We start from the raw sequence: 23510 nt of genomic DNA, 5'->3' as shown, positions 1-23510 counted from the left end.
CCCATAGCGGAATCGGATCGGCAGGTGGTTGAATCAACACCTGAGGACATTCGGCGTATGTCGCTGGAACCAGGCCTGCTTACCACCTGACCGACAGGGCCCGCGGCAGGATCTCGAACTGCGCCGGAATCTGGCCCGGCGACTCTCCGTCAATGTCGACGAGCGCGCTGTTGCCGTTCGCATCGCCGACCGGCTCCACCAGTAGCCTTTTGCCCCGTACGATGGTGATGGCCGGATGATTGCGATGCCGGCCGCCATAGAGCAGCCGGATATCCCAGATCAGCCGGAGCTTGCTCGCCGCCCGCAGGATGACGAAGTCGAACTGCCCATCGTCGAGCACGGCATCGGGCGCGATCATCATGCCACCGCCGAAGAAACGGCCATTGGCGGCGGCGACCAGCGCGACGCGCGCTTCGAACGGCTCGCCGTCGTCGACGGTGATCGACACCGTCTGAAAGCGGTAGCGCAGGAACTCCGTCGCCGTGCGCCATAGGAAGAGCAGTTTCGCCGACACCCTTCCCTTGCGCTTGTCGGCATTCACCGCCCGGTCCGCCGCCCCGGAAAGGCCGGCGCTGGCGATGTTGATGAAATGCCGGCTGGCGAGCGCTCCGTGGTCGTCGACATAACAGATGCGGCCGACATCGATCATGCGGGCTTCGCTGGCGGCGATCCGCGCGAGCAGCGCATCGATGTCGCGCGGAAGATCGAGCCCGCGCGCGAAATCGCTTCCGGTGCCGCAAGGCAGCAAGGCGAGCGCCGTGCCGGCATGGCCTTCGCCCACGGCCTGCAGCAGGCCGTCGGCCACTTCGCTGGCCGTACCGTCGCCGCCGGCGGCCAGCACCAGCTCGTAACCTTCGACGGCGAATTCCAGCGCCAGCCGCTCGGCATCACGCTCGGCCTGCGTCTCCCGCATGTCGAAGGCACCGAGATGCCGTTCGATCGCCGCGGCGACCATGGTCCAGTCCTGCTTCAATCGCCCGCCGCCGGCGACCGGATTGAGGATGACACCGACTTTCAACCGCGCCTCCCCCGATCGTGGCGGTTCTTTGCCGGCATTGAAGCGCGCAGGGGAATGGAGAGCAAGCGCCTGACCGAATTCGCCTGTTCAGGCCGCTCGCGGCAAACCGGCCTGTTTACCCGAAAAAACTGCGACCGCCAGCCGATATACCCGATAATCCCGGTATCCACAGGCCGTCAGCGGTTCCGGGCGCCGTCAAACGGGCGTATGGTTAGATTATCTCAGGCGGCCACGGATTGAACGGTCGAAAGACAACGGCAACCACGCGGAAACTCCTGAGGCCCGTACGGCGCCGACCGGCGCAGGTTTCGGCCTGATGCTGGAGCGGGAGCCACGAAGTACGGGGCCGCGGAAAGCGTGCGAACGCCAACGGCGGACCGATGCAAGCCATGAAGGCCGGGAAAGACCTTCGATGGCACGTCGACCGGAGTTCGAAAGGACCGAGAACGGCGTGATCCGGAAAGGGCGCTGCCTTTCGGGGTGCGCGACCTGAAGGGTCGTCAAAATCAAGGCTGGCACGCTGCAACAACCTTTGGATGTTGCGACCGCTGACTGGTCCTGGTCTGACAGGGAGGCGCTGGGAGAGATCCCGGCGCCAACTGTCTTTTGGAACCTGCCGGGCCGAACACGGCCACGGCTGCTGATCTTGTCGCGGCCGGCAGCGCTGCGCAAAACGCCACGCTCATTTCACAATCACAGCGAAATCCCGCCTTGTTCGAAGGTCATCGTCGTCGCGACTTCCGAAGGGACCGAACACGTGATCAAGACCGCCCTCGTCGCCATGACCATCGTCGGCTGCGACTGTGACGCCAAGCTTTGCGAATATATCGGCGAGACGCCGGCCAAATGGTCGAACCTTGCCGACTGCGAGGCAGCCATGAAAAGCCAAGTGCTGCGCCACAAGAGTTTCGACTATCCGTTGGTGTCCGGCGTTTGCCGCACCGTGCAGAAGCCGGCCAGCAAGCTCGCCGCGGCGCCTGCCACGCCCGATAACGGCCCGCCGCCTGTCATCACCGACGAAATCGCGGCGCTCGGGCTGCGCCGGCCCGAAATGCCAATCGGTCCGAGTGCGACGGCGGTCGCCAATCCCGATTTCAAGCCGACTTTCTACGATACGATGGTCGACGGAGGCCGCGCCGTCCTCTACCGCACCGAAAATGGCTACGCCCTGGTCAAGACCGGCCTCAGCCAGACTGTGTCCAGCACGGCTTCGGCAATGGGGCGTTCGGCCGGCTGGCTCTCGGCACAGTTGCCCTCGCCGTAACAAACGGCGTTGCGTCCGCGTTTGCCTGCACATAGCGGCCGGCCCGTCGGGGCCGGCCATCCATGGAAGGTTGTCGCCCGAAACGCGCGGCTACGATCCCTTGGCGATCGACGTCACGGTGCCCGTCTTGTCGTCGACGGTGACGTTCACTTTGGCGCCGACCTTGAGATGCGTCAGCGAGGCTTCCGGGGGCAGCTGATAGATTTTGCCGTCGTCAAGCGTGATCGACTTGGTGGCAGGGTCGATTGCCTCGATCTTGCCGGCCACCGTCGCGGCATAGGCTGAGCCGACGAGGGCAAGGAGAGCGGCTGCGGTCGCGAGGGTCTTCTTCATGGCTTGATGCTCCGTTTTCGGAAATCGAAAGTGCCCTTCAGCCTCTCCGCCAAAACAGGATCGAACGCGGCAGGAGCGGCAGGACAGGCAAAAGCTAACCGTTGACGGCCAGCGCAAACAAATCACGAAGGGTGACTTTGTTAAATGAAATCATGGGCTTATTTCAGACACATTTGCGCATAGCCACTGCTTCGGACCGTCTCGTGCCATTCGCTGCAGCGGTTTTGCGCAACAAAAGGAACTCGCTCGCCACCGAGCCCCGATGCCACCCGAACGCCGCATTTCGCGATCCCGCCATTCACGAAACGGCGCCGAAAAAATCCTGCCAGACACGTTTTATGACATCGCTTAGAGGCTTGTGACGCCCGGTTCGCGCCTCACGGATCGCTCGCATGGAGGGTTCCACGGGCCTGACATCTTCTTTTTTGGTCCAGCCCATGTCCGTCTTCCCAGGAATCACGCTTTCTGCCATTATTGAACCGGTTCAATCGGCCTCCCACCGATATTTGCGAAAGAAACTGTCTTGCTCCCGTCAATCGAACTCATCGGCGCGGTCGCCGCTTTCATTACGACCGTCGGCTGGATTCCGCAGGTCGCCAAGATCGCGCGCGAGCGCCGGGCTGGCGACATCTCGCTGGCCACCACCGGCTTCCTGGCCTTTGGCATCCTGCTGTGGGCACTCTACGGGGTGCTGATCGGCTCCTGGCCGGTCATCTTGGCCAACGGCTTCACCTTCGTGCTGGTCGCGGCTATCGTCGCCATGAAGCTGCGTTACGGCTGAAAGATTAAAGCCAAACTCGGATTGACCGGCAACAGCAGGAGCTGCCCGTGAACCGCTTGCCTCGACTGTTGCTGCTCATAGCCCTGTTCCTGGTCCCGCTTACCGCCGGCGCGCAAAGCGATGACAAGGTCGTCGACATCGCTCGGGACGACCCCGACATGAACGCCGCGATCAAACACGCCCGGGCGACGCTGGACGATTTCCTGAAACTGGCCGAAGCGCCACCGAACGACACCCAAGGCTACAAGCTGAAGGTGATGGTCCGCGACGGCGACGCCACGGAACATTTCTGGGTCATCCCGTTCAGCCGTACCAAGGAGGGTTTTGAGGGCACCCTTGCAAACGAGCCGCAAGCGGTCCGCAACGTGGTTGCCGGCCAGACCATCCAGTTCACCCGCGACGACATCTCCGACTGGGGCTACGCCAAGAACGGCCGCCAGATCGGCAGCTTCACGGTTTGCGCCATGTTCAAGCAGATGCCGAAGGAAGACGTCGAATTTTACCGCACCAATTACGGTTTCGATTGCTGACCAATCAGGCCTCGGCTGCCCCCAGCACACGCGCCAACCGCGCCTCGACCCGCGCGCGCAGCCGTCCGGGCAACGCATCCACAGGCATCAGCCGCTCGCGTCCGCCATCGCGCAACCGCATGAAGGGATGCATCCGGTAGCTGGCGACCTGCCCCCGGCTGCCCTCTTCCGCGCTGACATCGACGGTAAAGATCGCACCGATGCGGCCCGGCCATGGCTGGCGGGCCAACGCGGTGCCGAGGAAATCGCCGAGCCCATAGGCGACAGGTACCATGCCAACCTGCCCGACCGGCTGCACGACATGAGCGTGGTGCCCGGCAATCAGCCCGAAACCGTGCTCCACCAGGCGCCCGGCCAGCTCCATCGTTTCGCGTTGCGGAAAATGCCTGAACTCCCAGCCCCAATGCGGCACCGCGCACATGAGGTCGGCGTCTGCCAGACTACCATCCAGCCAACGTGCCGGATCGCCTTCCGTTGAGACACGGCCGGCAAACAGCGCCTCGTCGGCGTTGCGCCACAGCGTGAAGGCGGCGAAGCCGACCGACAGGTCCTGGACTTTGATACGCTTTACCGGACCGTCGGCAGCCGCGCCGATCACACCGATGCCGAGGCGCCGCAAGGCCGCCAGCGTCTCGTCGAACCCGTCAGGGCCCTGGTCCAGCATGTGGTTGTTGGCCACCGACAGCACCAGGCGTTGGGGCACGATACCGACGGCCGCGATTGCCTCCGACAGGAAGGTCTCGTTCATCGCATGATGCGTACCGATCCATGTGCCGAAACGGGCGCGCGCACGTCCCACCACCGGGCTCTCGCAATTGCCGATGACGAGATCGGCCGAACCGAGCAGTTCCTTCAAAGCTGGATCGCACACCGGCGCCTGTCGCGACGCAACCGCCGAAATGTCGCCGATGAACGCCAGCCGCACCGTTCTTGCCGGCCTGGGCGCGATCAGCGCGGCGGCGGGCGGCGCGAAATCCCGGGCATCGCCGTCGAGCGACGGACTCAGGAAGCGCGGCAGCCAGGAGAGCTTGTAGGAGAGCGGATAGTTCGACACGCGCGGCCCGGTTCGTTTGCTCCCGTTTACACATTCGAGCCGAACGGGTGAAGCAGCGTCAGGTCGAGTTCGTACCGACAAGGGTGCGAAACGACAAAGCCGTATTCAAAAGCGCGAACCTTCACGCGCTGATCGATGGCCGCCTGTCCTTCCAGGGCATAGCCTGTTCGAGCTGGGTCGAGACGGCCAGCACGGCGGCCTCGTCGCCATAGCGCCCGACGAGCTGAACCCCGATCGGAATGTCCTCGCAAGACCAGCCGAGCGGCAATGAGATCGCCGGCAAACCCGAGAGGTTGAACGGAAACGCGAAACCGGCATCCGCCCATTTCGCATTGTAGCGGTCGAGATCGGTCTCAGACATGTCGTAATAGCCCATCGGGCGCGGCAATTGCGTCAGCGTCGGTGTGACGAAGATGTCATAGGGGGAAAGATCGGTCGCGATGGCGCGGCTGAGCAGGCGCAGCTTATGAACGTCTTGCGCATGCTTGATGCCGCTGATCGAACGGCCGCGCTCGATCACCGCCCAGGTGATCGGCTCGACATCGTCCCGCGTCACCGGACGCCCGACGACAGCGGCCAGTTCCTCGAACATCGCCGCCACCTCCACAGGCCCCATATGGGTATAGGTGTTCCAGGCGTCGTTGCCGTCGAGCGCCATATTGTGCTCCTCGACATCGTGTCCGAGCCCCTCAAGGGTCTTGGCAGTCGCCAGCACCGCCGACTTCACTTCGGGGTCGACCGGCGTGCCGTTGGTGGACGTGACGGTGTAGCCGATGCGCAGCCGCTTCGGCGCGCGTCGCGACAATTCCAGCCAGCTTTCGGCTGGCCGTGGCGGCACGTAGGTATCGCCAGGCAGCGCACCGGCGACCGCGTCGAGATAGGCAGCGGTGTCGCGCACCGTGCGTGAATGGCACAGGAAATAGGCGCCGCCGTACCAGAAGTCGCCGTCGGGTGCGAGCGTGACGCGGCCACGCGAGGGTTTCAGCCCGACGATGCCGCAACAGGAGGCCGGGATGCGGATGGAGCCGGCCCCGTCGCTCGCCTCGCTGATCTGCACCATGCGCGAGGCCACTGCCGCCGCGGTGCCGCCGCTCGAACCGCCAGCGGTGATGCCTTCCTTCCAGGGGTTGATGGTAGCGCCATGCAGTTTGGGCTCGGTCGAGATCGACCAGCCATTCTCCGGTGCGTTCGACTTGCCGACCAGAACCAGGCCCGCCGCCTTAGCACGGCGCACCCCTTCGGAATCGTCGCTGGCCACGATATGCTTCAGATAGGCCGACGAATTGGTGCGCGGCGCGCCCTTCCACGAACTGCCAAGTTCCTTGGCCAGGAACGGAACGCCCGCGAACGGCGCCTTGCGGTCAACCCTGGCCGCCGTTTCCCGCCCCATGTCATAGAGACGGTGAATGACCGCATTGAGCCTGGGATTGAGGCGCTCGATCATCGCGATGGCGGTCTCGACCACTTCCAGCGGCGAAACCTCGCCCCGCTGCACCAGCCCAGCCAGACCCAGCGCGTCGGATTCGATGTAGACGGCCTGCAAACTCGTCATGATGACTCCTCCTCGCCAAAGACGGTGGCCCGGTCCCTCATCCGTCCCTGATACCAATGAAGATAGGCGCGTAGCGTCTGCCAAATAGAGCAGATAAGACAACTGTGCCGGGCCAGTTGCTGCATGGATAGCGTCCGCGAAACCGAAGCCCGGCTGGGCTATCTGGATATTGCGGTCAAAGTATCCGCGCTTCCATCAGCAAACGATATCCGCACAACGCGAAATGTCTAAATGCGAGGTTCACTAAACTTAAACTTGTACCTCTCACAGGAGCAACCATAGGTCAGTTTCCCAAAAAAGATCGCCCGAGTAAAAAATACCGGGGGATCACATTTGGCGCATATAGTTCTAAAACATCCCAGCAGGCGGGATAGAGCACCAGATATTGGCGATAAATTCTTCTTTTCCAAAAAATATCTTAGACTGGTTCAGAGCGCTCTGGGCGATTGGGTTCTCTTGTATATGCCGAGGCGCTCCGGAATATCGGCTTCTGGAAACTACAATGCGATTGCCTTTGCGGAGAATATCGTCGAGGCCTCCGAGCGGAACGGACACTACGTCCTCTCGCTGTCCCGTCTCGAGACGCTCGATCCGCCGCTGGGGGCAATCAGTCCCTACGTGATATATGAGAAAGGCTTAGCCGAGCCAGGATGGAAGTCTCCTCCGCAACGGCAAGTCCGAAAACTTGGCGATCGGGAGTTCATCAATATCCTTCAGGATCACCTTCAGGGATCGGCATATCAAACTCACTTCAATGCATCGTCTAAAGAACAAGAAGAGCATTCGAGGAAAATCGATCTTATCGAAGAATTGATACGGCGAGATCGAGAGCGAATTCGACAAAACTTTCCTCACGAACCCGATGGAACCTGACTTTCTTCCAGTCTCCCTAACTATATCTACAGACAAGGCTGGTGACGCTGCGAAAGCGCGGGCTAATATGCAATCCTTCGAACCGAAGTCATGGAGGAGGACGATGATGTTTCGTAAATTGCTGACCGCCCTTGCCTTGCTTGGCGGGATCGCAACCGCCGCGCCGGCGCTGGCGGCCACGGCCCACACCACCGGCAACGTCAACGTGCGCTCCGGCCCGGGGGCGGGTTATGCCAAGCTCGGCACGCTGACGGCGGGCACTCGCGTGAACCTGCGTGGCTGCGAAGACAATTGGTGCAATGTGCGGGGCGCCGGCCTCCATGGCTGGGTCTCGGCCAACTATCTGACCAATTATGCCGGCCGCCCGCCTGCGGTGGTCATCGCACCGACGATCGTCGTGCGGCCGCCACATCGCCCGCCGCACTGGCAGCGGCCGCCCCATTGGCACAAGCCACCGCACCGTCCGGGCTGGAAACCGCGTCCGCCCAGGCCGCATCCCGGCGCTCATTGCAAGATCGCCCCCGGTTTCCCCTGCCCGCGCTGACCGGCTCCTGACAGCCTGATGTCAGCAGCGCCGTTGAGATCGAAGCCGAAGGGTCGCTCAAGACCTTTCGGCTCTTCCCATTTTGGCGGACTCCTCCCATATTCGACGCATGGCCAAATCCTCCGACAAGAAAACGTCCGCATCGGCGCCTGACGACCGTGCGCAGCCGCGCAAGCGCGGCAACGGGGTTACCGACTTCCTCGACGCATCCGAGCCGCTGCATCGCGGTGGCTTCAACGAAGCGCCGCAAGCAGAATTCGCCGGTGCGCCATTGAGCGGCTCGATCTCGGACTGGGCCGAACAGATTTCCAGGGAAGCGGAGAAGGCGACACCGAAGCCGAAAAAGGTTCCCGAAAAGAGCGCCGCACCGACGCGCACGGCACGTGGCACCTCCATGGGCGGCGCCGCCACGGCCAAGGAGCGCACAGCGGCCGGCCTCAACCCGGTCGCCGGCCTCGATATCTCGCTCGAAGATGCCGAAACGCTGTCCAATTCCGGCGTCACCGCCACCGTTGCCGCGCTGTCGGCGCTGATTGAAAGCGGCAACCCGCTGCACAAGAACGGCGTGCTGTGGACACCGCACCGCCCCGAACGCCCGGAGAAGTCGGAAGGCGGCATCGCCATCAAGATGGAAACGGAATTCAAGCCGTCCGGCGACCAGCCCACGGCGATCAAGGACCTTGTCGAAGGTGTCGCCAATGAGGACCGCACCCAGGTTCTGCTCGGCGTCACCGGCTCGGGCAAGACCTTCACCATGGCCAAGGTGATCGAAGAGACCCAGCGCCCCGCCCTGATCCTGGCGCCGAACAAGACGCTGGCAGCGCAGCTCTATGCCGAGTTCAAGAAGTTCTTCCCGGAGAACGCGGTCGAGTATTTCGTCTCCTACTACGACTACTACCAACCGGAAGCCTATGTGCCCCGGACGGACACCTATATCGAGAAGGAAAGCTCCATCAACGAGCAGATCGACCGCATGCGCCACTCGGCGACGCGCTCGCTGCTCGAACGCGACGACGTCATCATCGTCGCTTCGGTCTCGTGCATCTACGGTATCGGTTCGGTCGAAACCTACACCGCGATGACCTTCCAGATGTCGATCGGCGACCGCCTCGACCAGCGCCAACTGCTCGCCGACCTCGTCGCCCAGCAATACAAGCGCCAGGACGCCAACTTCGTGCGCGGCTCCTTCCGCGTGCGCGGCGACACCATCGAAATCTTTCCGGCCCACCTGGAAGACCGCGCCTGGCGCATCTCGATGTTCGGCGACGAGATCGAGACGATCACTGAGTTCGATCCGCTGACCGGCAACAAGACCGGCGACCTGAAAAGCGTGAAGATCTATGCCAACTCGCACTATGTGACGCCGCGGCCGACGCTGAATCAAGCCATCAAGTCGATCAAGGAAGAATTGCAGCATCGCCTGCAAGAGCTTGAAAAAGCTGGCCGTCTGCTCGAGGCGCAACGTCTGGAACAGCGCACCCGCTTCGACCTGGAGATGCTGGAAGCCACCGGCTCCTGCGCCGGCATCGAGAACTATTCGCGCTATCTCACCGGCCGCCGGCCCGGCGATCCGCCGCCGACGTTGTTCGAATACATCCCCGACAACGCGCTCGTCTTCATCGATGAAAGCCACGTCACCGTGCCGCAGATCGGCGGCATGTACCGGGGCGACTTCCGCCGCAAGGCGACGCTGGCCGAATACGGCTTCCGCCTGCCGTCGTGCATGGATAACCGGCCGCTGCGTTTCGAGGAGTGGGATGCGATGCGTCCGCTCACCGTCGGTGTTTCCGCCACCCCCGGCGCCTGGGAGATGGAACAGGCCGGCGGCGTCTTCGCCGAACAGGTCATCCGTCCGACTGGCCTGATCGACCCGCCGGTCGAGATTCGGCCAGCGAAGAGCCAGGTCGACGATGTCGTTGGCGAAATCCGCGAGACGACCAAGGCCGGTTACCGCACGCTGGTCACAGTGTTGACCAAGCGCATGGCCGAGGACCTGACCGAATATCTGCACGAGAACGGCATCCGCGTGCGCTACATGCACTCCGACATCGACACGCTGGAGCGGATCGAGATCCTGCGCGACTTGCGCCTCGGCGCCTTCGACGTGCTAGTCGGCATCAACCTGTTGCGCGAAGGCCTCGACATTCCCGAATGCGGTTTCGTCGCCATCCTTGACGCCGACAAGGAAGGCTTCCTGCGTTCCGAGACGTCGCTGATCCAGACGATCGGCCGCGCCGCGCGCAATGTCGACGGCAAGGTCATCCTCTATGCCGACCAGGTCACCGGCTCGATGGAGCGGGCGATGGCGGAGACCAACCGCCGCCGCGAGAAGCAGCTGGAATACAATGAGGCCAACGGCATCACGCCGGAAAGCGTGAAGTCGCGCATCGCCGACATCCTGGATTCGGTCTACGAGAAGGACCACGTCCGCGCCGACATCTCGCAGTTCACCGATAGTGCCGGCGCGATGATGGGCAACAACCTCAAGGCCCATCTGGAAGCGCTCGACAAGCAGATGCGCGACGCGGCCGCCAATCTGGACTTCGAGAAGGCGGCCCGCGTCCGCGACGAGATCAAACGGCTGCGCGAGATGGAGCTCGCCATCTCCGACGACCCGCTAGCGCGCGAGGTCGAGGGCCAAAGCCCCTCCTCTGGCCGGGAGAAGGGCAAGCACAACAAGGGTGTGGCCAAGCACCGTACCGCCGAGGAGCAGGAGCGTTTCCGCAAGCTCGACGAAGCCCGCGCCGCCGAGGAAGCGGCCAAGGCTGCCCGGCCGAACCTCTTCCGCAAGCCGCATCTCGACGAGATGGGCGCCGATGGTGCCGTCCCCGTGAAGAAATCGCTGTTTGCCAAGCCGTCCATCGACGACATGGGACCGGGCACCGACATGCCGACGCCGGCTGGCGCGGTTTCGCGTTCGCTGTTCAAGAAACAATCGGCGGCCGAGGCGCACGGCTCGGACTATGGCACACCGGACGACGGCAAGTCGCTGTTCCGCAAGAACACGCTCGACGAGATGACGGTGCGGCGAACGGAAAAGCCGGTCGAGGGTGCGCGTCCGGTCAAGCCGGAGGACGTGAAGCCGGTCGTGCGCGAACGTGCCGGCATCGGCTCCTACGAAGATCCGGGCGACCAGCGCCGGCAGACACGGCGACCCAAGAAAAGCGGCCGGCCGGGACACTGATCGCGAGGGCTCCCTCCGTCGGCTGAAATAAATTTTGCGCCGCTGTCGGAATGCGATCGCACCATTCGTTCCTTGGTTGTCGGCACGATGATGTCGCCGCCAATCAGAGGGAGAATGCACCATGTCGATCCTGTCATCCATTGGTCGCATCGCGACCCGATATTCGGCGGCACGCACCCACGCTCGAACCCAGCGCGTGCTTCGTTCGCTGCCGATCGAATTGCGCAAGGACATCGGCTGGCCCGAGGCTGTCGATGAACAGCCGAGCCGGCCTTTCAGAATCCAGGCAACAGTTCGCTAGTCACATTGTAACGAGAGGAAAGTCAGATGAACGACACGACCGCACAGACCGAATATCCCCGCCCGAAAGTACTCGGCGGACTGATCGCCTATCTCCAGGTTGACGGTGCCGTGAAAGCCGCCGATTTCTACAAGCGTGCCTTCGGCGCCGAGGAGGTGTTCTCCTATCCGCCGGACGAACAGGGCCGCACCATGCACATCCATCTCTACATCAACGGTTCGTCGCTGATGCTGAGCGATGCGTTTCCGGAGCATGGCCATCCGCACAAAGCGGCCCAAGGCTATACGATGCAGCTCGTGCTTGGGGCTGACAACATCGAAAGCTGGTGGAAACGCGCGGTGGATGCCGGCTGTGAAATCGAAAACCCGCTTGCGGAAATGTTCTGGGGCGACCGCTGGGGCAGCCTGCGCGACCCCTTCGGTGTCAACTGGGCAATGAACGCTCCCATCAAGTAGCCAGAGGCCGGCCTTTCCAAAACGGAGGCCGGTTTCCAACCGCCGGATCGTATCCCCAGACGATCCGGCGGTTCGTTTTTTGAGATCCGGCGCAGCCCGCCCAATCTGCTAAAAGCGATTGCAGAGACGGCAGAGAGCTGGCCTGCCTTGCGCGCACCGCCAAATTGGCACCGTGCGCATCATGAAGCTGTTCTAAGCCGTTCAACCTTCGAGCGGCGCTACTTCAGCCGCTCGATCAGCGGGTTCAGCCGATCGCCATAACGTTTCCACAGGTCGACCGAACCCTTGTACATGGGCTGGCGCACTTGCGCGGCCGACGCCGTGCGCACCTGTCGCTCGTTCTGATGGAACGACAATACGGCATCGCTCCATGGCAGGCCGAGATAGTCGATCAGCGCGCGGCTCTGGCCTTCCTGGTCGGCGACGAAATCCTCATAGCGCACGTCGTGCACGACACCCGGCAGGACGGCGTGCCAATGCGCCATCATGTCCAGGTAGAGATTGTGGAAATCGGCCAGCTCGGCGAGGTCGTAGCCATAGAGATGGCCGTCGCCGCGGAAATGCGACTTGAAGATCGACAGGCAGGTGGCCACCGCGTTGCGGCTGCAATGCACGATCTTGGCCTTGGGCAGCATCAGGTGCAGGAAGCCGACGAGCAGGAAGTTGCCTGGCATTTTGTCGGTGACATGTTTGAAGCCCGGATAGCGGGTATGCAGCATGTCGAGATAATCGTGCCCGGCATCGGCAAACGCCTTGTCAGGCATATCGGCGATGCCAGCCGGGAAGCCGCCCTTCATGTCGAGCGGGAACCCCTTGCCGACAGCGGTCTTGAGGATGGTGAGCTCGCCGGCGCCGAACACCTGCGGATGGCTGGCGATGATCTGCTCGACCAGCGTGGTGCCCGAACGCGGCATGCCGACGACGAAGATCGGCGCATCGTCCTCGATCGCACTCGACTTGTGCTTCTCGAAAAATGCTTTGGTGAAGGTCGCCTTCATCGCCTCGAATTCGGCGCGCGTCCTGGCGCCGTCGTAGGCGATGCCCTTGCGGCGGATGGCGTTGCCCTCGGCGAAATAGTCGAACGCCTTGTCGTAGACCTTGAGATCGTCATGCGCCTTGCCGAGGCCGAAGGAAAGCTGCATGCGCGCCAGGCTGTCGGCCGGTACCTTGGCATGCTGCGCTTCCATCGCGGCCAGTTCGCCGTCGCTTTCACGCTGCGGCTTGACCTGGGAAAGCATCAGCCATGATTTCGCCTGCGTCGGATCGGCCACCAGCGCCGTGCGGAAATGCTCGGCCGCTTCGGAAAGCCGCCCCTTCTCCATCAGCCCCACGCCATAGCCGTGGTTGAGTTCGGCATCCTTGGGCCGGATGGCCAGCGCCTCGCGGAAAGTGGCCAACGCATCGTCCAGTCGCCCGGCTTCCTGCTGCGTCTCGGCAAGGCCGGCCCTGGCCCGCATATGGAACGGGTTACGGCCGATCGTGGCGCGGAACACCTCTTCCGCGGCGTCGAAATGGCCGATCTGGCGAAGCGTCGAGCCGAGATTGTCGCGGGCCGCGCCATGGTCCGGCTTTGCCGCCACCGCCTTGCGGAACTGCTCGGCCGCCGCAACCCCGCGACCGGCATCGCGCAGCACCGTGCCATAATTGTTCAGGAAGTCCGGATTCTTCGGCTCGGCCCGCAGCGACTGTTCAATCAGCGCAAGTCCCTCGGTACTGCGACCGGTCTGATGCAGAAGCAGGCCGAGAAAATGCGCGGCCGCGGCATGGTTTGCCTTGGCGCCAAGCACCTGCCGGTAGAGGTTTTCGGCTTCCTGCAGCCGCCCCATCTGGTGCAGTTGCAACGCCTGCCCGACGGCGCGATCCAGATCGCCACCGCGCGGTGGTTGCGTCGGGCCACCGGCCCCACCCTTTGCGCCTTCGCGCCTTCTCAATGCCCGGTTGATGGGACACCTGCCATGTTCGTCTGAGCCTGTTGCGACCTAGGCTATCCGAGAGCCGGTTTCAAGCATCAACCGAGGTGGGTGCCGTTGCCGGAAAGACAACGGCACCCGTGTTCACGGTCTAGCAGGGGCCATCGTCGACGACGCGCCAGCCGGCGGCGCGCGCCTCGCAGCCGTTCGGAAATGTCTGCAACTGGCCATGCCGGCGGGCACAGACCGGCGCATATTCGCGGGTGCAGAACTGCGGACGATCGCCGCCATCGTCCCAGCCACCGCCTCGGCATTGGCCGTCGCCAATGATGCGATAGCCGGACCGACGTGCCATGCAGGCATTGGCAAAGGTCTGCCTGTCTCCGCCGCGCCGCGCGCAGACGGGCGCATATTCGCGCGTGCAGAATTGTGGCCCAGGCCCCGGGAAAGGCGGGCGTGGTCCTGGCCCTTCGTCGACCACCACCGTACAGGCCGCAAGCACCAGGGCGACAATGGCAAGCGCCGCTCCCTGCGGCCGCAAGAAGAACTTCAGAAACTGCATGGTCGTCCCTCCATCACCCCCTCCCGACGCAAGACGCCGGGCGATATGGCCGTGCGCAGCGATTAACGCGACAGCCATATTCAGCGCGATTGAATAGACACGGCTTGGCGGAACGCAAGCGCCGGCTTCAACCGTGGTGAATAGGCGGCCCTACGGGGCATGAAACGACACGCGGCCGCTCGTCGCCGACGAGGGACGAAACCCGTTCCTCTCGATCTGGGCCTATCCTTGCGCGCCTGTGGTAGATGACCATGTATTGTCTTAGTATTAGGGAGCGTGAAAGCTGGGTGTTGTTCCCTCAGGCTTCAGCTTGCAACAATCACATTTCCGTGCGATAAATTTTGTGTTCGGGCATTTGCGACCCGGAGACTGGAACGTTTTGCACGACCCTTTCCCCGATAGTGTGAATCTCTGACGGCCCCGTTTTTCGGCGGGGGTTTTTGTCGTGCGCGAATGCATGAACGCCGAAGCAAGAACCGGGAACTGCCAACCGGCGCGAGACGAGGCAGAACCCACCATTGAACGGGTGAAGGAGTTTCCCCAATGGCCCAGACCGGTACCGTAAAGTTCTTCAACAGCACCAAAGGCTTTGGCTTCATCACGCCGGACGGCGGCGCCAAGGACGTGTTCGTTCACATCTCGGCGGTCGAGGCCTCCGGTCTGCGCACGCTCGTCGATGGCCAGAAGGTCACCTTCGACGTGGAACCCGACCGCATGGGCAAGGGTCCGAAGGCCGTCAACCTGCGCGCGGCATAAGTTTTTTCGAATTCGAGCAAATTCGAGAGGCGCGACGGTTTCCGTCGCGCCTTTTTTCATTGTCAAAGCATCGGCGCGGCTGCGGTTTCCGTACAGCAAAAGTTTTTCTTGCCGATATCGCCAAAATAAACGACAAATTTGCCGTCTGGGTTCTTTGCGGGCCCGGAGACTGGACTGATGGGGTTCAAAGGAGTTTCCCATGCCGCAGACCGGCACTGTCAAATTCTTCAATCATGCCAAGGGTTTCGGCTTCATCACGCCGGACGACGGGGCGAAGGATGTCTTCGTTCATATCTCGGCTGTACAAGCATCGGGACTTCCTGGTCTTGAAGATGGACAGAAAGTGACTTTCGACACCGAGCCGGATAAGCGCGGCAAGGGTCCCAAGGCGGTCAACCTGACGGTCGGCTAAGCCGGCGATCAGGAATTACATGGACCGATAGAGTTCGCCCACCGCCTGATCGACGCGGTGGGACGTATTGGCCGGGTCGCGCAAGCGCCACTTTTGTTCAGCCTCCGTTCAGCCACGACCCACTATTACTGGCTGCAAGACCGGGCCACGCCTCCAGAAGAACCAGGCGAACCGGGATGAAGGAGACCGTCATGAACAGATTTTTCAAAGCCGCCATCCTGTCCGTTGCCGTCGGCGCGACGACGCTGGCGACCTTCTCGCCCGCAAGTGCTGATGACTGGCGCTGGCGCCGTCACCACAACCGTTCGGGTGATGCCCTCGCCGCCGGTGTCGTGGGCCTTGCGGCCGGAGCCATCATCGCTGGCGCGCTGTCGCAACCGCGCTATCGCGAGCCGACCTATTACGACGACTACGATCCTTACTACGAGCCTCAGCCCCGTTACGTGGTGCGACCGCGGCCGGTCGTGCGGCAGTATTATTCCTACGCCGGCGGCGTCGAGCCCTGGACTCCGGAATGGTACAGCTATTGCTCGGACCGCTACCGCTCGTTCAACGCGCGTTCCGGTACCTTTACCGGCTATGACGGCCAGCAGCATTTCTGCACCGCCAACTAACCGGCCACCAAACCAAAGTTCCCTGCCCAACGAAAAGCGCCGCCTTCGGGCGGCGCTTTTTTTCTTGTGATACCGCTCTGACGGGAAGTCGAAGGGATCAGACCAGGAAAGGGTTGGAGCGGCGTTCGTCGCCGAACCGGCTGCCCGGGCCGTGCCCACACAAGAAGCCGATGTCGTCGCCAAGCGGCAGTAGCTTTTCCTTGATCATGCGGATCAACGTTTCATGACTTCCGCCGGGAAGATCGGTGCGGCCGACGGAACCGTGGAACAACACGTCGCCGACATGGGCGAACTTCGCCGCGCGGTTGAAAAAGACGACATGCCCGGGCGCGTGCCCCGGGCAATGCAGCACCTCGAAGACATGCTCGCCGAACGATACGGTCTCGCCTTCAGCCAGGAACCGGTCCGGCACGCAGTTGCGGATCGTATCGGTGACGCCGAAACGGCGCGCCTGGTTTTCCAAATTGTCGAGCAGCGGCTGGTCCGCTTCATGCGGTCCGATGATATCGACGCCAAGCGCATCCTTCAAATCCATCGCGCCGCCGGCATGATCGATATGGCCGTGTGTGATCCAGATCGCCTCGACGGAAATGCCGTTGTCGCGCACTGCCGCCAGAATGCGGTCGACATCGCCGCCGGGATCGACCACCACGCCCGCCTTGCTGTCGCCGTCGAACAGGATCGTGCAGTTCTGCTGGAATGGCGTGACCGGAACGATGCCGGCGTTGAGCTGACCCATGATGGCTCCTTCGTCTTGTCCTTCCACCTAGAGACCCCGACCGGCCGCGTCCAGTCTCGCCGAACATGGGAAGGCTCCGAGGGGGCTTCCCAAAACGAAATGGGCGGCCGAAGCCGCCCATGCCGAAAGATATAAGTGTCCCGACTTACTTCTTCATCGCGTTCATGACCATGCCGATGACGCCGGTCAGGATCGCACCACCGCCGGCGCCGCCGACGATGTTGTTCAGGTTGAGTGCGCTGCCCAGACCGCTGGCGGCAGCCGTAGCTGCAGCCGGGTCAACCGCGCCGCCGTGAAGCAGGCTGCCGAGAATTGCAGCACCGCCAACGCCGCCGATTGCACCACCGAGCAGCTTCGGAAGCTGGGACATCGCTGCTTGCTGCAGCGCCGCGCCCACCGCCTGACCGCCGACGATACCGGTAACCACCTGGACGATGATCGGAAGAAGTGTTTCCATTCTGAAGTCCCTCCTTGGATGCCAGCCGCCGCCGGCAGACGCCATCATGAGACCGCGAATCGGTTGAAAGTCAAATGCAGAAAAATGCAGGCTTAAAAAACCAGCGCAAAACTGCTTTCTGACCACAATTCCACGATTTTTTCTTATGCAGCGGCCGCCGCGCGCTTGGGTCGAACAGCATCGGCATAAGCCTGCACAAGTGTTTTGCTGATCGCACCGACCGCGAATCGATATTCGCCGACCTCGCTGATCGGCGTCACCTCAGCCGCCGAACCGGTCAGGAAACATTCTTCGAAGCCCGCCAGTTCCTCCGGCCAGATCGCGCGCTCGACCACTTCTATGCCGCGCTCGCGCGCCAGTTCCATCACCGTGCGCCGGGTGATGCCGTCGAGGAAACAGTCGGCCGTCGGCGTGTGCAGCTTGCCGTCCTTGACGAAGAAGACGTTGGCGCCGGTCGCTTCCGCCACCTGCCCGCGCCAATCGAGCATCAGCGCGTCGGCATAGCCCCTCGCCTCGGCCAGATGCCTGGACATGGTGCAGATCATATAGAGGCCGGATGCCTTCGACTTCGAAGGCGCCGTTTTGGGATCCGGTCGCCTGTAGTCGGCCCAGTCGAGCCTCAGTCCCTTCATCTTCTGTTCGGCATCGAAATAGCTCGGCCACTGCCAGATGGCGACCGCGCAATGGATGCGGTTGTTTTGAGCTGCGACGGAGGTCTGCTCGCTGCCGCGCCAGGCGATCGGCCGCACATAGGCGTCCTCAAAACCCTGCATCTTCAAAAGGGTGCTGCAGGCCTCGTCGATCTCGGCCACCGAATAGGGAATGGTGTAGCCGAGGATTTTCGCCGACTCGTGCAGGCGCTGGCTGTGCTCGGTCAGCTTGAAGATTTCACCGCCATAGGCCCGCTCGCCTTCGAAGACGGCGCCACCGTAGTGGAGGCTGTGGGTCAAGACGTGGACTTTCGCATCGGCCCATTTGATGAACTCGCCGTTCATCCAGATGAAGCCTTCCAATTGGTCGAAGGGAACAGGCGCCATAAATCCTCCCGCGCGCGGACGGTCCGCGCATCGCTGTCACGTTGCGTTTGCTGTCGTTTCGGCTTGAGGGCGGCCGGTCGATGCCTCGGCAGGCTTCGCTTGCAAACTGTCGAAAAGTTCGGGAAAGGCGGTCTCGCCTTGCCTTTTCGTTCGCAATCGGCCCTAAAGCTTATCAAAAATTACCATCGTCCGGAAAATACGTCAATAATGCTGACATAATTTTCGGCTAGGTACGGGATCATCATGGCAGACCGCAAGACCGCTCGACCAACGCCGATCACAACGCCGGTAAGCGACGAGGACGGCATCGACTTCGGCATCATCGAGCTCTTCTTCTTCGCCTATCGGGATTTCACCTCGGATCCCGACGAGATCCTCACCGATTATGGCTTCGGCCGGGCGCACCATCGCGTGCTGCACTTCGTCAACCGCAGACCCGGCCTCACCGTCGCCGAATTGCTGGACGTGCTCAAGATCACCAAGCAATCCCTGGCCCGCGTGCTGAAACAGCTGATCGACACCGACCACATCGTGCAGTTACCCGGCCCGCGCGACCGCCGCCAGCGGGAGCTCTATCCAACCACCAAGGGCCGCGCCCTGGCGCTGGCCTTGGCACGGCCACAGTCGCGCCGCATCAGTACGGCATTGGGAGATTCCGGTGTCGAAAACCGCGCCTCGGTCGAATTGTTCCTGAAGGCAATGGTCAATCCGGAACTGCGGGCGCAGATTGATATTCTGCCCAGAAACCCGATCCAGAAACTGTCAGGGGACGATCATGGAGAACATTGAAAGGACTGACAGGCCGCTGGCCCCGAATGACGATGCACCGCATCTGCTGGTGGTCGATGACGATACGCGCATCCGCAACCTCCTGAAGCAGTACCTCACCGAGAATGGCTTCCGCGTCACCGTCGCCGGCAACGCCGACGAGGCGCGTCGCAAGCTTGTCGGCCTCGATTTCGACCTCCTGGTCCTCGACATCATGATGCCCGGCGAAAGCGGCGTCGACCTGACCCGATCGCTGCGGACCGACAAGAACGTGCCGATCCTGATGTTGACCGCGCTGTCGGAGACCGACAACCGCATCAGCGGGCTGGAGGCTGGCGCCGACGACTATTTGCCGAAGCCATTCGATCCGCGTGAGCTGATCCTGCGCATCAACAACATCCTGCGCCGCGGCGGCCCGGCCACCACGCCGAAGGTCGAGCAGCTGGTGTTCGGCCCTTACACGTTCCAGATCGCCAAGCGCGAGTTGAAGCGTGGCGGCGAGGCGCTGAAACTGACCGATCGCGAACAGGAGATCCTCGCGATCTTCGCCGCCCGCGCCGGAGAGACCATCCCCCGGCACGAACTGGTCGGCGACGATTCAGAGGTTGGGGAGCGTACGATCGACGTCCAGATCAACCGCCTGCGCCGCAAGATCGAGCGCGATCCCGCCAATCCCGTCTGGCTGCAGACGGTGCGGGGTATTGGGTATCGGTTGAGCGTGGAATAGAATGAGATGCTGGCGACCGGTTCACCGGCGACAGCTTCGCGCGAACCGGTAGGTGGATGGCGACTTCGGAATTGCAGGGACCCAAACCGGAAGGCGGACCTATCGGTCGCGTGCTAGGCGCCTTGCCGCGCGGCTGGCGCCGGTTCTGGCGCCTCGTCTCCTTCTATATGCCGAAGCGGCTCTATGCCCGCTCGCTCATCATCGTCATCGCGCCGATGATCCTTTTGCAGTCGGTCATCGCCTATGTCTTCCTCGAGCGGCATTGGCAGCAGATGACGCAGTTGCTGTCGCAGGCGGTGGTGCGCGATATCGCCGCCGTGATCGACCTGATGGAGACCTATCCGCGCGAGGCCGACTACGCCAACATCATCCGCATGGCGCAGGATCGCATGCAGCTGAAGGTCGACCTCCTGCCGCCCGACCCGCTGCCGCCGCCGGGACCGAAACCCTTTTTCTCCATTCTCGACGACGTGCTGCCGGCCGAGATCACCCGCCAGATCAACCGGCCATTCTGGATCGACACGGTCGGCAATTCCAACGTCATCGAAGTGCGCATCCAGCTGGAAAACAAGGTGCTGCGTGTCTTTGTCCGCCGCAGCCAGGCTTACGCGTCCAACACCATCGTCTTCCTGATCTGGATGGTCGGTACCTCGCTGGTGTTGCTGTTGATTGCCATTCCTTTCCTGCGCAACCAGATCCGGCCGATCCTGGCGTTGACCGAGGCCGCCGAGAGCTTCGGCAAGGGCCGACCGATGCCACGCGACTTCCGCCCGCGCGGCGCCGAGGAAGTACGGCGCGCCGGTTTCGCCTTCATCCAGATGCGTGAACGCATCGAACGCCAGATGGAGCAGCGCACGGCGATGCTGACCGGCGTCAGCCACGACCTGCGCACCGTGCTGACCCGCTTCAAGTTGCAATTGGCGCTTATCGGCGGCAGGCGAGCCGACACCGAGGCGCTCAACCAGGACATCCAGGACATGCAGTCGATGCTGGAAGGCTACCTGGCCTTCGCGCGCGGCGAGGCCTCCGAAGACCAGGGCGATTTCGATCTGGAGACCTATTTCCAGAAGTTGCGCGACGAGGCGACGCTGCGCAAACGCAAGTTGACGACGGCCATCAGCGGTCCACGCCTTGTCCATGTCCGCCCGAACGCCTTCGAACGCCTGCTGTCGAATGTCGCCGGCAACGCCTTCCGTTATGGCCAGATCGTCGACATCAAGGCCGTCAACAGCCGTGGCTCGCTGGTGGTGACGATCGACGACGACGGCCCCGGCATCCCCGCCGACAAGCGCGAGGAAGTGTTCAAGCCTTTCGTGCGGCTGGACGAAGCGCGCAACCTCGACGCCAGCGGCACCGGCCTCGGCCTTTCCATCGCCCGCGACATCGTTCGCAGCCATGGTGGCGACATCACCCTGGACGACAGTCCACAGGGCGGCTTGCGGGCTGTCATCCGGGTGCCGTCCTAGGACATTTCATCGCGGCGTCATGAAAACATGGTCAAGAGCGCGCATGAAACGCGCGATTTTCCATGATTCGATCTGGCGGTTGGACCCCGGCGTCCTGCCCGCCCGACCGGGCTGGCGCGAGGAATGGCCGTTGTTGGGCCGCCCTCGCCGATCACGCGCGGACAAGATCCGGCGACAGCGCGGCGAGGCCTCATGCGCATCCTGATGGTGACCGATGCCTGGCGCCCTCAAGTCAACGGTGTCGTCCACACATTGGAGCGGCTGTCCGAGACCCTGAAGGGACAAGGCGTCGAAACCGAATTCCTGACACCCAACATCTTCCGCACCCTGCCACTGCCGACCTACCCGGACATCAGACTGGCCCTGACCACACCGCGCCATGTCGCGCGACTGATCGCCGAGACCAAGGCCGACCATATCCACATCGTCACCGAGGGGCCGCTGGGCATGATGGCGCGGCGCTATTGCCGAGCAAATGGCCGGCCTTTCACCACCAGCTATCACACGCGCTTCCCGGAATATCTCAGCGCCCGCCTGCCCGTGCCCGAAAGCTGGGCCTATGGCTGGCTACGCGACTTCCACAATTCCGGCCAAGGCACACTCGTCGCCACCCAGTCGCTGGCCGATGACCTCGCCGCGCGCGGCTTCAACAAGCTGAAGCCCTGGACCCGTGGCGTCGACATCGAGCATTTCCGGCCGACCAAGCGCGGCGAGCTTGCCTTTCCGCGGCCTATTTTTCTCTCGGTCGGCCGGGTCGCCATCGAAAAGAACCTGCCGGCCTTCCTCGATCTCGATTTGCCTGGAAGCAAGGTGGTCGTCGGTGATGGGCCAGAGCGCGCCAAGCTCTCGGCACGCTATCCCGGCGTGCATTTCCTCGGCCATCGCCCCAGCGGCGAGCTGGCCGAACTCTACGCCTCCGCCGACGTCTTCGTGTTTCCAAGCCGCACCGACACGTTCGGCAACGTCATCATCGAGGCGCTGGCCAGCGGCACGCCTGTTGCCGCCTATCCGGTGACGGGGCCGATCGACATCATCGGCGACGGCATCGGCGGCAAGGTATCGGAAGATTTGCGCGAGGCCGCGCTCGGCGCCCTCGAAGTCAGCCGCACGGAAGCCCGCGAGCGCGCCTTGCGCTACAGCTGGAAGGCCTGCGCGGACATGTTCATGGACACGGTGAACGATGCTTTGGGACGGCGCGAGAAGCTCGCCGCCTGAGCCGGCTTCTATGACTAGTAGAGCCGGCCGCCGTCGGGCACCTTGCGCTCGATCGCGCCAAGCACGACATCGCCATCGGCGTCCGGGAAGCCCAGGGTCAGCACCTCCGACATGAATTTGCCGATCTGGCGCGGCGGGAAATTCACCACCGCGAACACCTGACGGCCGATCACGGTCTCCGGCGTATAATATTTGGTGATCTGCGCCGACGATTTCTTCACGCCGATCTCCGGCCCGAAATCGATCTTCAGCTTGATCGCCGGCTTGCGCGCCTCCGGAAAGGGCTCCGCCTCGATAACGGTGCCGGCACGGATGTCGACACGGTCGAAATCGGCGAAGGTGATGTCCGGCTTGCGCTCGCTTCTGGCAGTCATGGCGGGTCAGGCGTTTCCGTGCGTTTCGAAAAGCACGCTCGACAGCGCGTCCTTGGCCGAGGTGCCGGACCAGACGACAAACTGGAACGCCTGGAAATAGCATTCGCAGGCTTCAAGCGCAGAGGACAACAACACCTCGACCTGCTGGCTGGACGGCTCGACACCACCGGCGAGCAACAGCGACTGGCGGAACATGATCGCGCCCTCCTGTTCCCACAGGTCGAAATGGCCGAACAGCATCTGCTCGTTGATCAGCGACAACAGTCGCATCACTTCCAGCGTGCGGTTTTCAGGCACCTTGATGTCGAAGGCACAGGCCAGGTGCAGCGCCTCGAAGTCCTCCATCCAGGAGAAGGAGACATGATAGTCGGTCCAGGTTCCGGTCACGGAGATCGAAATCTCATCGTCGCCGGCGCGTTCGAAAGACCAGTCGTTGTTGTGCGCCACCTGTTCGATCACGTCGACCGGATGGATCTCGCGGGAAAATTCGAGCTCAAGGAGTTCCATGGAATGCTTCCTGTCGTTCTGGGAGCGCCACCGCACGCTCCGCGGGGGAGGCACGCACAACGAACAAATTTCTAGAA

At 62.7% G+C, this 23510-nt stretch carries 26 protein-coding genes; 15 read left to right on the top strand and 11 right to left on the bottom strand.

Features of this window, described 5'->3' with window-relative positions; genetic code table 11:
- Positions 1-79: 79 nt before the first annotated feature.
- On the bottom strand, positions 80-1018 hold the full coding sequence (locus FZF13_RS17110; RefSeq protein WP_024925379.1) for a diacylglycerol/lipid kinase family protein: 939 nt from the start codon (positions 1016-1018) through the stop codon (positions 80-82).
- A 757-nt stretch (positions 1019-1775) separates the two neighbouring features.
- On the opposite strand from FZF13_RS17110, the gene FZF13_RS17105 reads away from it, so the two are divergent.
- The gene (locus tag FZF13_RS17105; RefSeq protein WP_024925380.1) at positions 1776-2282 is read left to right on the top strand and encodes a hypothetical protein; all 507 of its coding nucleotides are present in this window, start codon (positions 1776-1778) and stop codon (positions 2280-2282) included.
- A 90-nt stretch (positions 2283-2372) separates the two neighbouring features.
- On the opposite strand, the gene FZF13_RS17100 is transcribed toward FZF13_RS17105, so the two are convergent.
- Positions 2373-2615: a DUF1344 domain-containing protein gene (locus tag FZF13_RS17100; RefSeq protein WP_024925381.1), complete on the bottom strand. Its 243-nt coding sequence runs from the start codon at positions 2613-2615 to the stop codon at positions 2373-2375.
- A gap of 523 nt (positions 2616-3138) precedes the next feature.
- On the opposite strand from FZF13_RS17100, the gene FZF13_RS17095 reads away from it, so the two are divergent.
- Together FZF13_RS17095 and FZF13_RS17090 are read left to right on the top strand one after the other, a co-directional pair.
- A complete protein-coding gene (locus FZF13_RS17095) occupies positions 3139-3396 on the top strand; it encodes a SemiSWEET family sugar transporter (protein ID WP_024925382.1) in 258 nt (85 codons plus the stop codon).
- Between the two features lie 47 nt (positions 3397-3443).
- The gene (locus FZF13_RS17090) at positions 3444-3926 is read left to right on the top strand and encodes a YegJ family protein (RefSeq protein ID WP_244431127.1); all 483 of its coding nucleotides are present in this window, start codon (positions 3444-3446) and stop codon (positions 3924-3926) included.
- Between the two features lie 4 nt (positions 3927-3930).
- Here FZF13_RS17090 and FZF13_RS17085 read toward each other — a convergent pair whose 3' ends face one another.
- Complete coding sequence (locus FZF13_RS17085) at positions 3931-4980, bottom strand: CapA family protein (protein WP_024925384.1); 1050 nt, start codon at positions 4978-4980, stop codon at positions 3931-3933.
- Between the two features lie 121 nt (positions 4981-5101).
- Positions 5102-6532 (bottom strand): amidase, encoded by a 1431-nt coding sequence (locus FZF13_RS17080; protein WP_024925385.1) that lies wholly within the window; start codon positions 6530-6532, stop codon positions 5102-5104.
- Between the two features lie 333 nt (positions 6533-6865).
- On the opposite strand from FZF13_RS17080, the gene FZF13_RS17075 reads away from it, so the two are divergent.
- The 5 genes from FZF13_RS17075 (at position 6866) to FZF13_RS17055 (ending at position 11889) form a co-directional block, all read left to right on the top strand.
- Positions 6866-7405 carry a hypothetical protein gene (locus FZF13_RS17075; protein WP_137901377.1) on the top strand — a complete coding sequence of 180 codons (540 nt, stop codon included), beginning with the start codon at positions 6866-6868 and terminating at the stop codon, positions 7403-7405.
- 103 nt (positions 7406-7508) lie between these two features.
- On the top strand, positions 7509-7949 hold the full coding sequence (locus FZF13_RS17070; protein WP_024925387.1) for an SH3 domain-containing protein: 441 nt from the start codon (positions 7509-7511) through the stop codon (positions 7947-7949).
- A 109-nt stretch (positions 7950-8058) separates the two neighbouring features.
- Positions 8059-11133 (top strand): excinuclease ABC subunit UvrB, encoded by a 3075-nt coding sequence (gene uvrB / locus FZF13_RS17065; protein ID WP_024925388.1) that lies wholly within the window; start codon positions 8059-8061, stop codon positions 11131-11133.
- A gap of 121 nt (positions 11134-11254) precedes the next feature.
- A complete protein-coding gene (locus FZF13_RS29315; protein ID WP_024925389.1) occupies positions 11255-11434 on the top strand; it encodes a hypothetical protein in 180 nt (59 codons plus the stop codon).
- A gap of 26 nt (positions 11435-11460) precedes the next feature.
- Positions 11461-11889: a VOC family protein gene (locus tag FZF13_RS17055; protein ID WP_024925390.1), complete on the top strand. Its 429-nt coding sequence runs from the start codon at positions 11461-11463 to the stop codon at positions 11887-11889.
- 218 nt (positions 11890-12107) lie between these two features.
- On the opposite strand, the gene FZF13_RS17050 is transcribed toward FZF13_RS17055, so the two are convergent.
- Both FZF13_RS17050 and FZF13_RS17045 read right to left on the bottom strand, forming a co-directional pair.
- Positions 12108-13820, bottom strand: a complete 1713-nt coding sequence (locus FZF13_RS17050; protein ID WP_024925391.1) for a tetratricopeptide repeat-containing sulfotransferase family protein — start codon at positions 13818-13820, stop codon at positions 12108-12110.
- A gap of 130 nt (positions 13821-13950) precedes the next feature.
- Positions 13951-14361 carry a Kazal-type serine protease inhibitor domain-containing protein gene (locus FZF13_RS17045; RefSeq protein WP_024925392.1) on the bottom strand — a complete coding sequence of 137 codons (411 nt, stop codon included), beginning with the start codon at positions 14359-14361 and terminating at the stop codon, positions 13951-13953.
- 543 nt (positions 14362-14904) lie between these two features.
- Between FZF13_RS17045 and FZF13_RS17040 the strand changes: the two genes are divergently transcribed.
- From FZF13_RS17040 to FZF13_RS17030, 3 genes are all read left to right on the top strand, one after another.
- Positions 14905-15117 carry a cold-shock protein gene (locus FZF13_RS17040; RefSeq protein WP_024925393.1) on the top strand — a complete coding sequence of 71 codons (213 nt, stop codon included), beginning with the start codon at positions 14905-14907 and terminating at the stop codon, positions 15115-15117.
- Positions 15118-15316: 199 nt separating this feature from the next.
- Entirely contained in the window at positions 15317-15529 is a 213-nt protein-coding gene (locus tag FZF13_RS17035; protein WP_024925394.1) for a cold-shock protein, read from the top strand.
- A 191-nt stretch (positions 15530-15720) separates the two neighbouring features.
- A complete protein-coding gene (locus FZF13_RS17030; protein ID WP_024925395.1) occupies positions 15721-16143 on the top strand; it encodes a BA14K family protein in 423 nt (140 codons plus the stop codon).
- Between the two features lie 97 nt (positions 16144-16240).
- Here the strand turns inward: FZF13_RS17030 and FZF13_RS17025 are convergent, their stop codons facing one another.
- The 3 genes from FZF13_RS17025 to FZF13_RS17015 form a co-directional block, all read right to left on the bottom strand.
- Positions 16241-16882: an MBL fold metallo-hydrolase gene (locus tag FZF13_RS17025; protein ID WP_024925396.1), complete on the bottom strand. Its 642-nt coding sequence runs from the start codon at positions 16880-16882 to the stop codon at positions 16241-16243.
- Positions 16883-17027: 145 nt separating this feature from the next.
- Positions 17028-17339, bottom strand: coding sequence for a hypothetical protein (locus FZF13_RS17020; RefSeq protein ID WP_024925397.1), 312 nt, complete (start codon positions 17337-17339; stop codon positions 17028-17030).
- A gap of 143 nt (positions 17340-17482) precedes the next feature.
- Positions 17483-18376, bottom strand: a complete 894-nt coding sequence (locus tag FZF13_RS17015) for a branched-chain amino acid aminotransferase (RefSeq protein ID WP_024925398.1) — start codon at positions 18374-18376, stop codon at positions 17483-17485.
- A gap of 243 nt (positions 18377-18619) precedes the next feature.
- Between FZF13_RS17015 and FZF13_RS17010 the strand changes: the two genes are divergently transcribed.
- From FZF13_RS17010 to FZF13_RS16995, 4 genes are all read left to right on the top strand, one after another.
- Positions 18620-19165: a MarR family winged helix-turn-helix transcriptional regulator gene (locus tag FZF13_RS17010; protein ID WP_024925399.1), complete on the top strand. Its 546-nt coding sequence runs from the start codon at positions 18620-18622 to the stop codon at positions 19163-19165.
- The gene (locus FZF13_RS17005) at positions 19152-19871 is read left to right on the top strand and encodes a response regulator (protein ID WP_024925400.1); all 720 of its coding nucleotides are present in this window, start codon (positions 19152-19154) and stop codon (positions 19869-19871) included. Before FZF13_RS17010 ends, FZF13_RS17005 begins: the two co-directional genes overlap by 14 nt.
- 56 nt (positions 19872-19927) lie before the next feature.
- The gene (locus FZF13_RS17000; protein ID WP_024925401.1) at positions 19928-21337 is read left to right on the top strand and encodes an ATP-binding protein; all 1410 of its coding nucleotides are present in this window, start codon (positions 19928-19930) and stop codon (positions 21335-21337) included.
- A gap of 192 nt (positions 21338-21529) precedes the next feature.
- Entirely contained in the window at positions 21530-22552 is a 1023-nt protein-coding gene (locus FZF13_RS16995) for a glycosyltransferase family 4 protein (protein WP_024925402.1), read from the top strand.
- 14 nt (positions 22553-22566) lie between these two features.
- On the opposite strand, the gene FZF13_RS16990 is transcribed toward FZF13_RS16995, so the two are convergent.
- Complete coding sequence (locus FZF13_RS16990; RefSeq protein ID WP_024925403.1) at positions 22567-22926, bottom strand: tRNA-binding protein; 360 nt, start codon at positions 22924-22926, stop codon at positions 22567-22569.
- Positions 22927-22932: 6 nt separating this feature from the next.
- Positions 22933-23433, bottom strand: a complete 501-nt coding sequence (locus tag FZF13_RS16985; protein ID WP_024925404.1) for a type III secretion system chaperone family protein — start codon at positions 23431-23433, stop codon at positions 22933-22935.
- Positions 23434-23510 lie beyond the last annotated feature (77 nt).

Source organism: Mesorhizobium terrae, from assembly GCF_008727715.1.
Classification (GTDB): Bacteria; Pseudomonadota; Alphaproteobacteria; order Rhizobiales; family Rhizobiaceae; genus Mesorhizobium; species Mesorhizobium terrae.
Note: the sequence above shows the minus strand (reverse complement) of the source record. Positions and strands in the feature narration are given on the sequence as shown.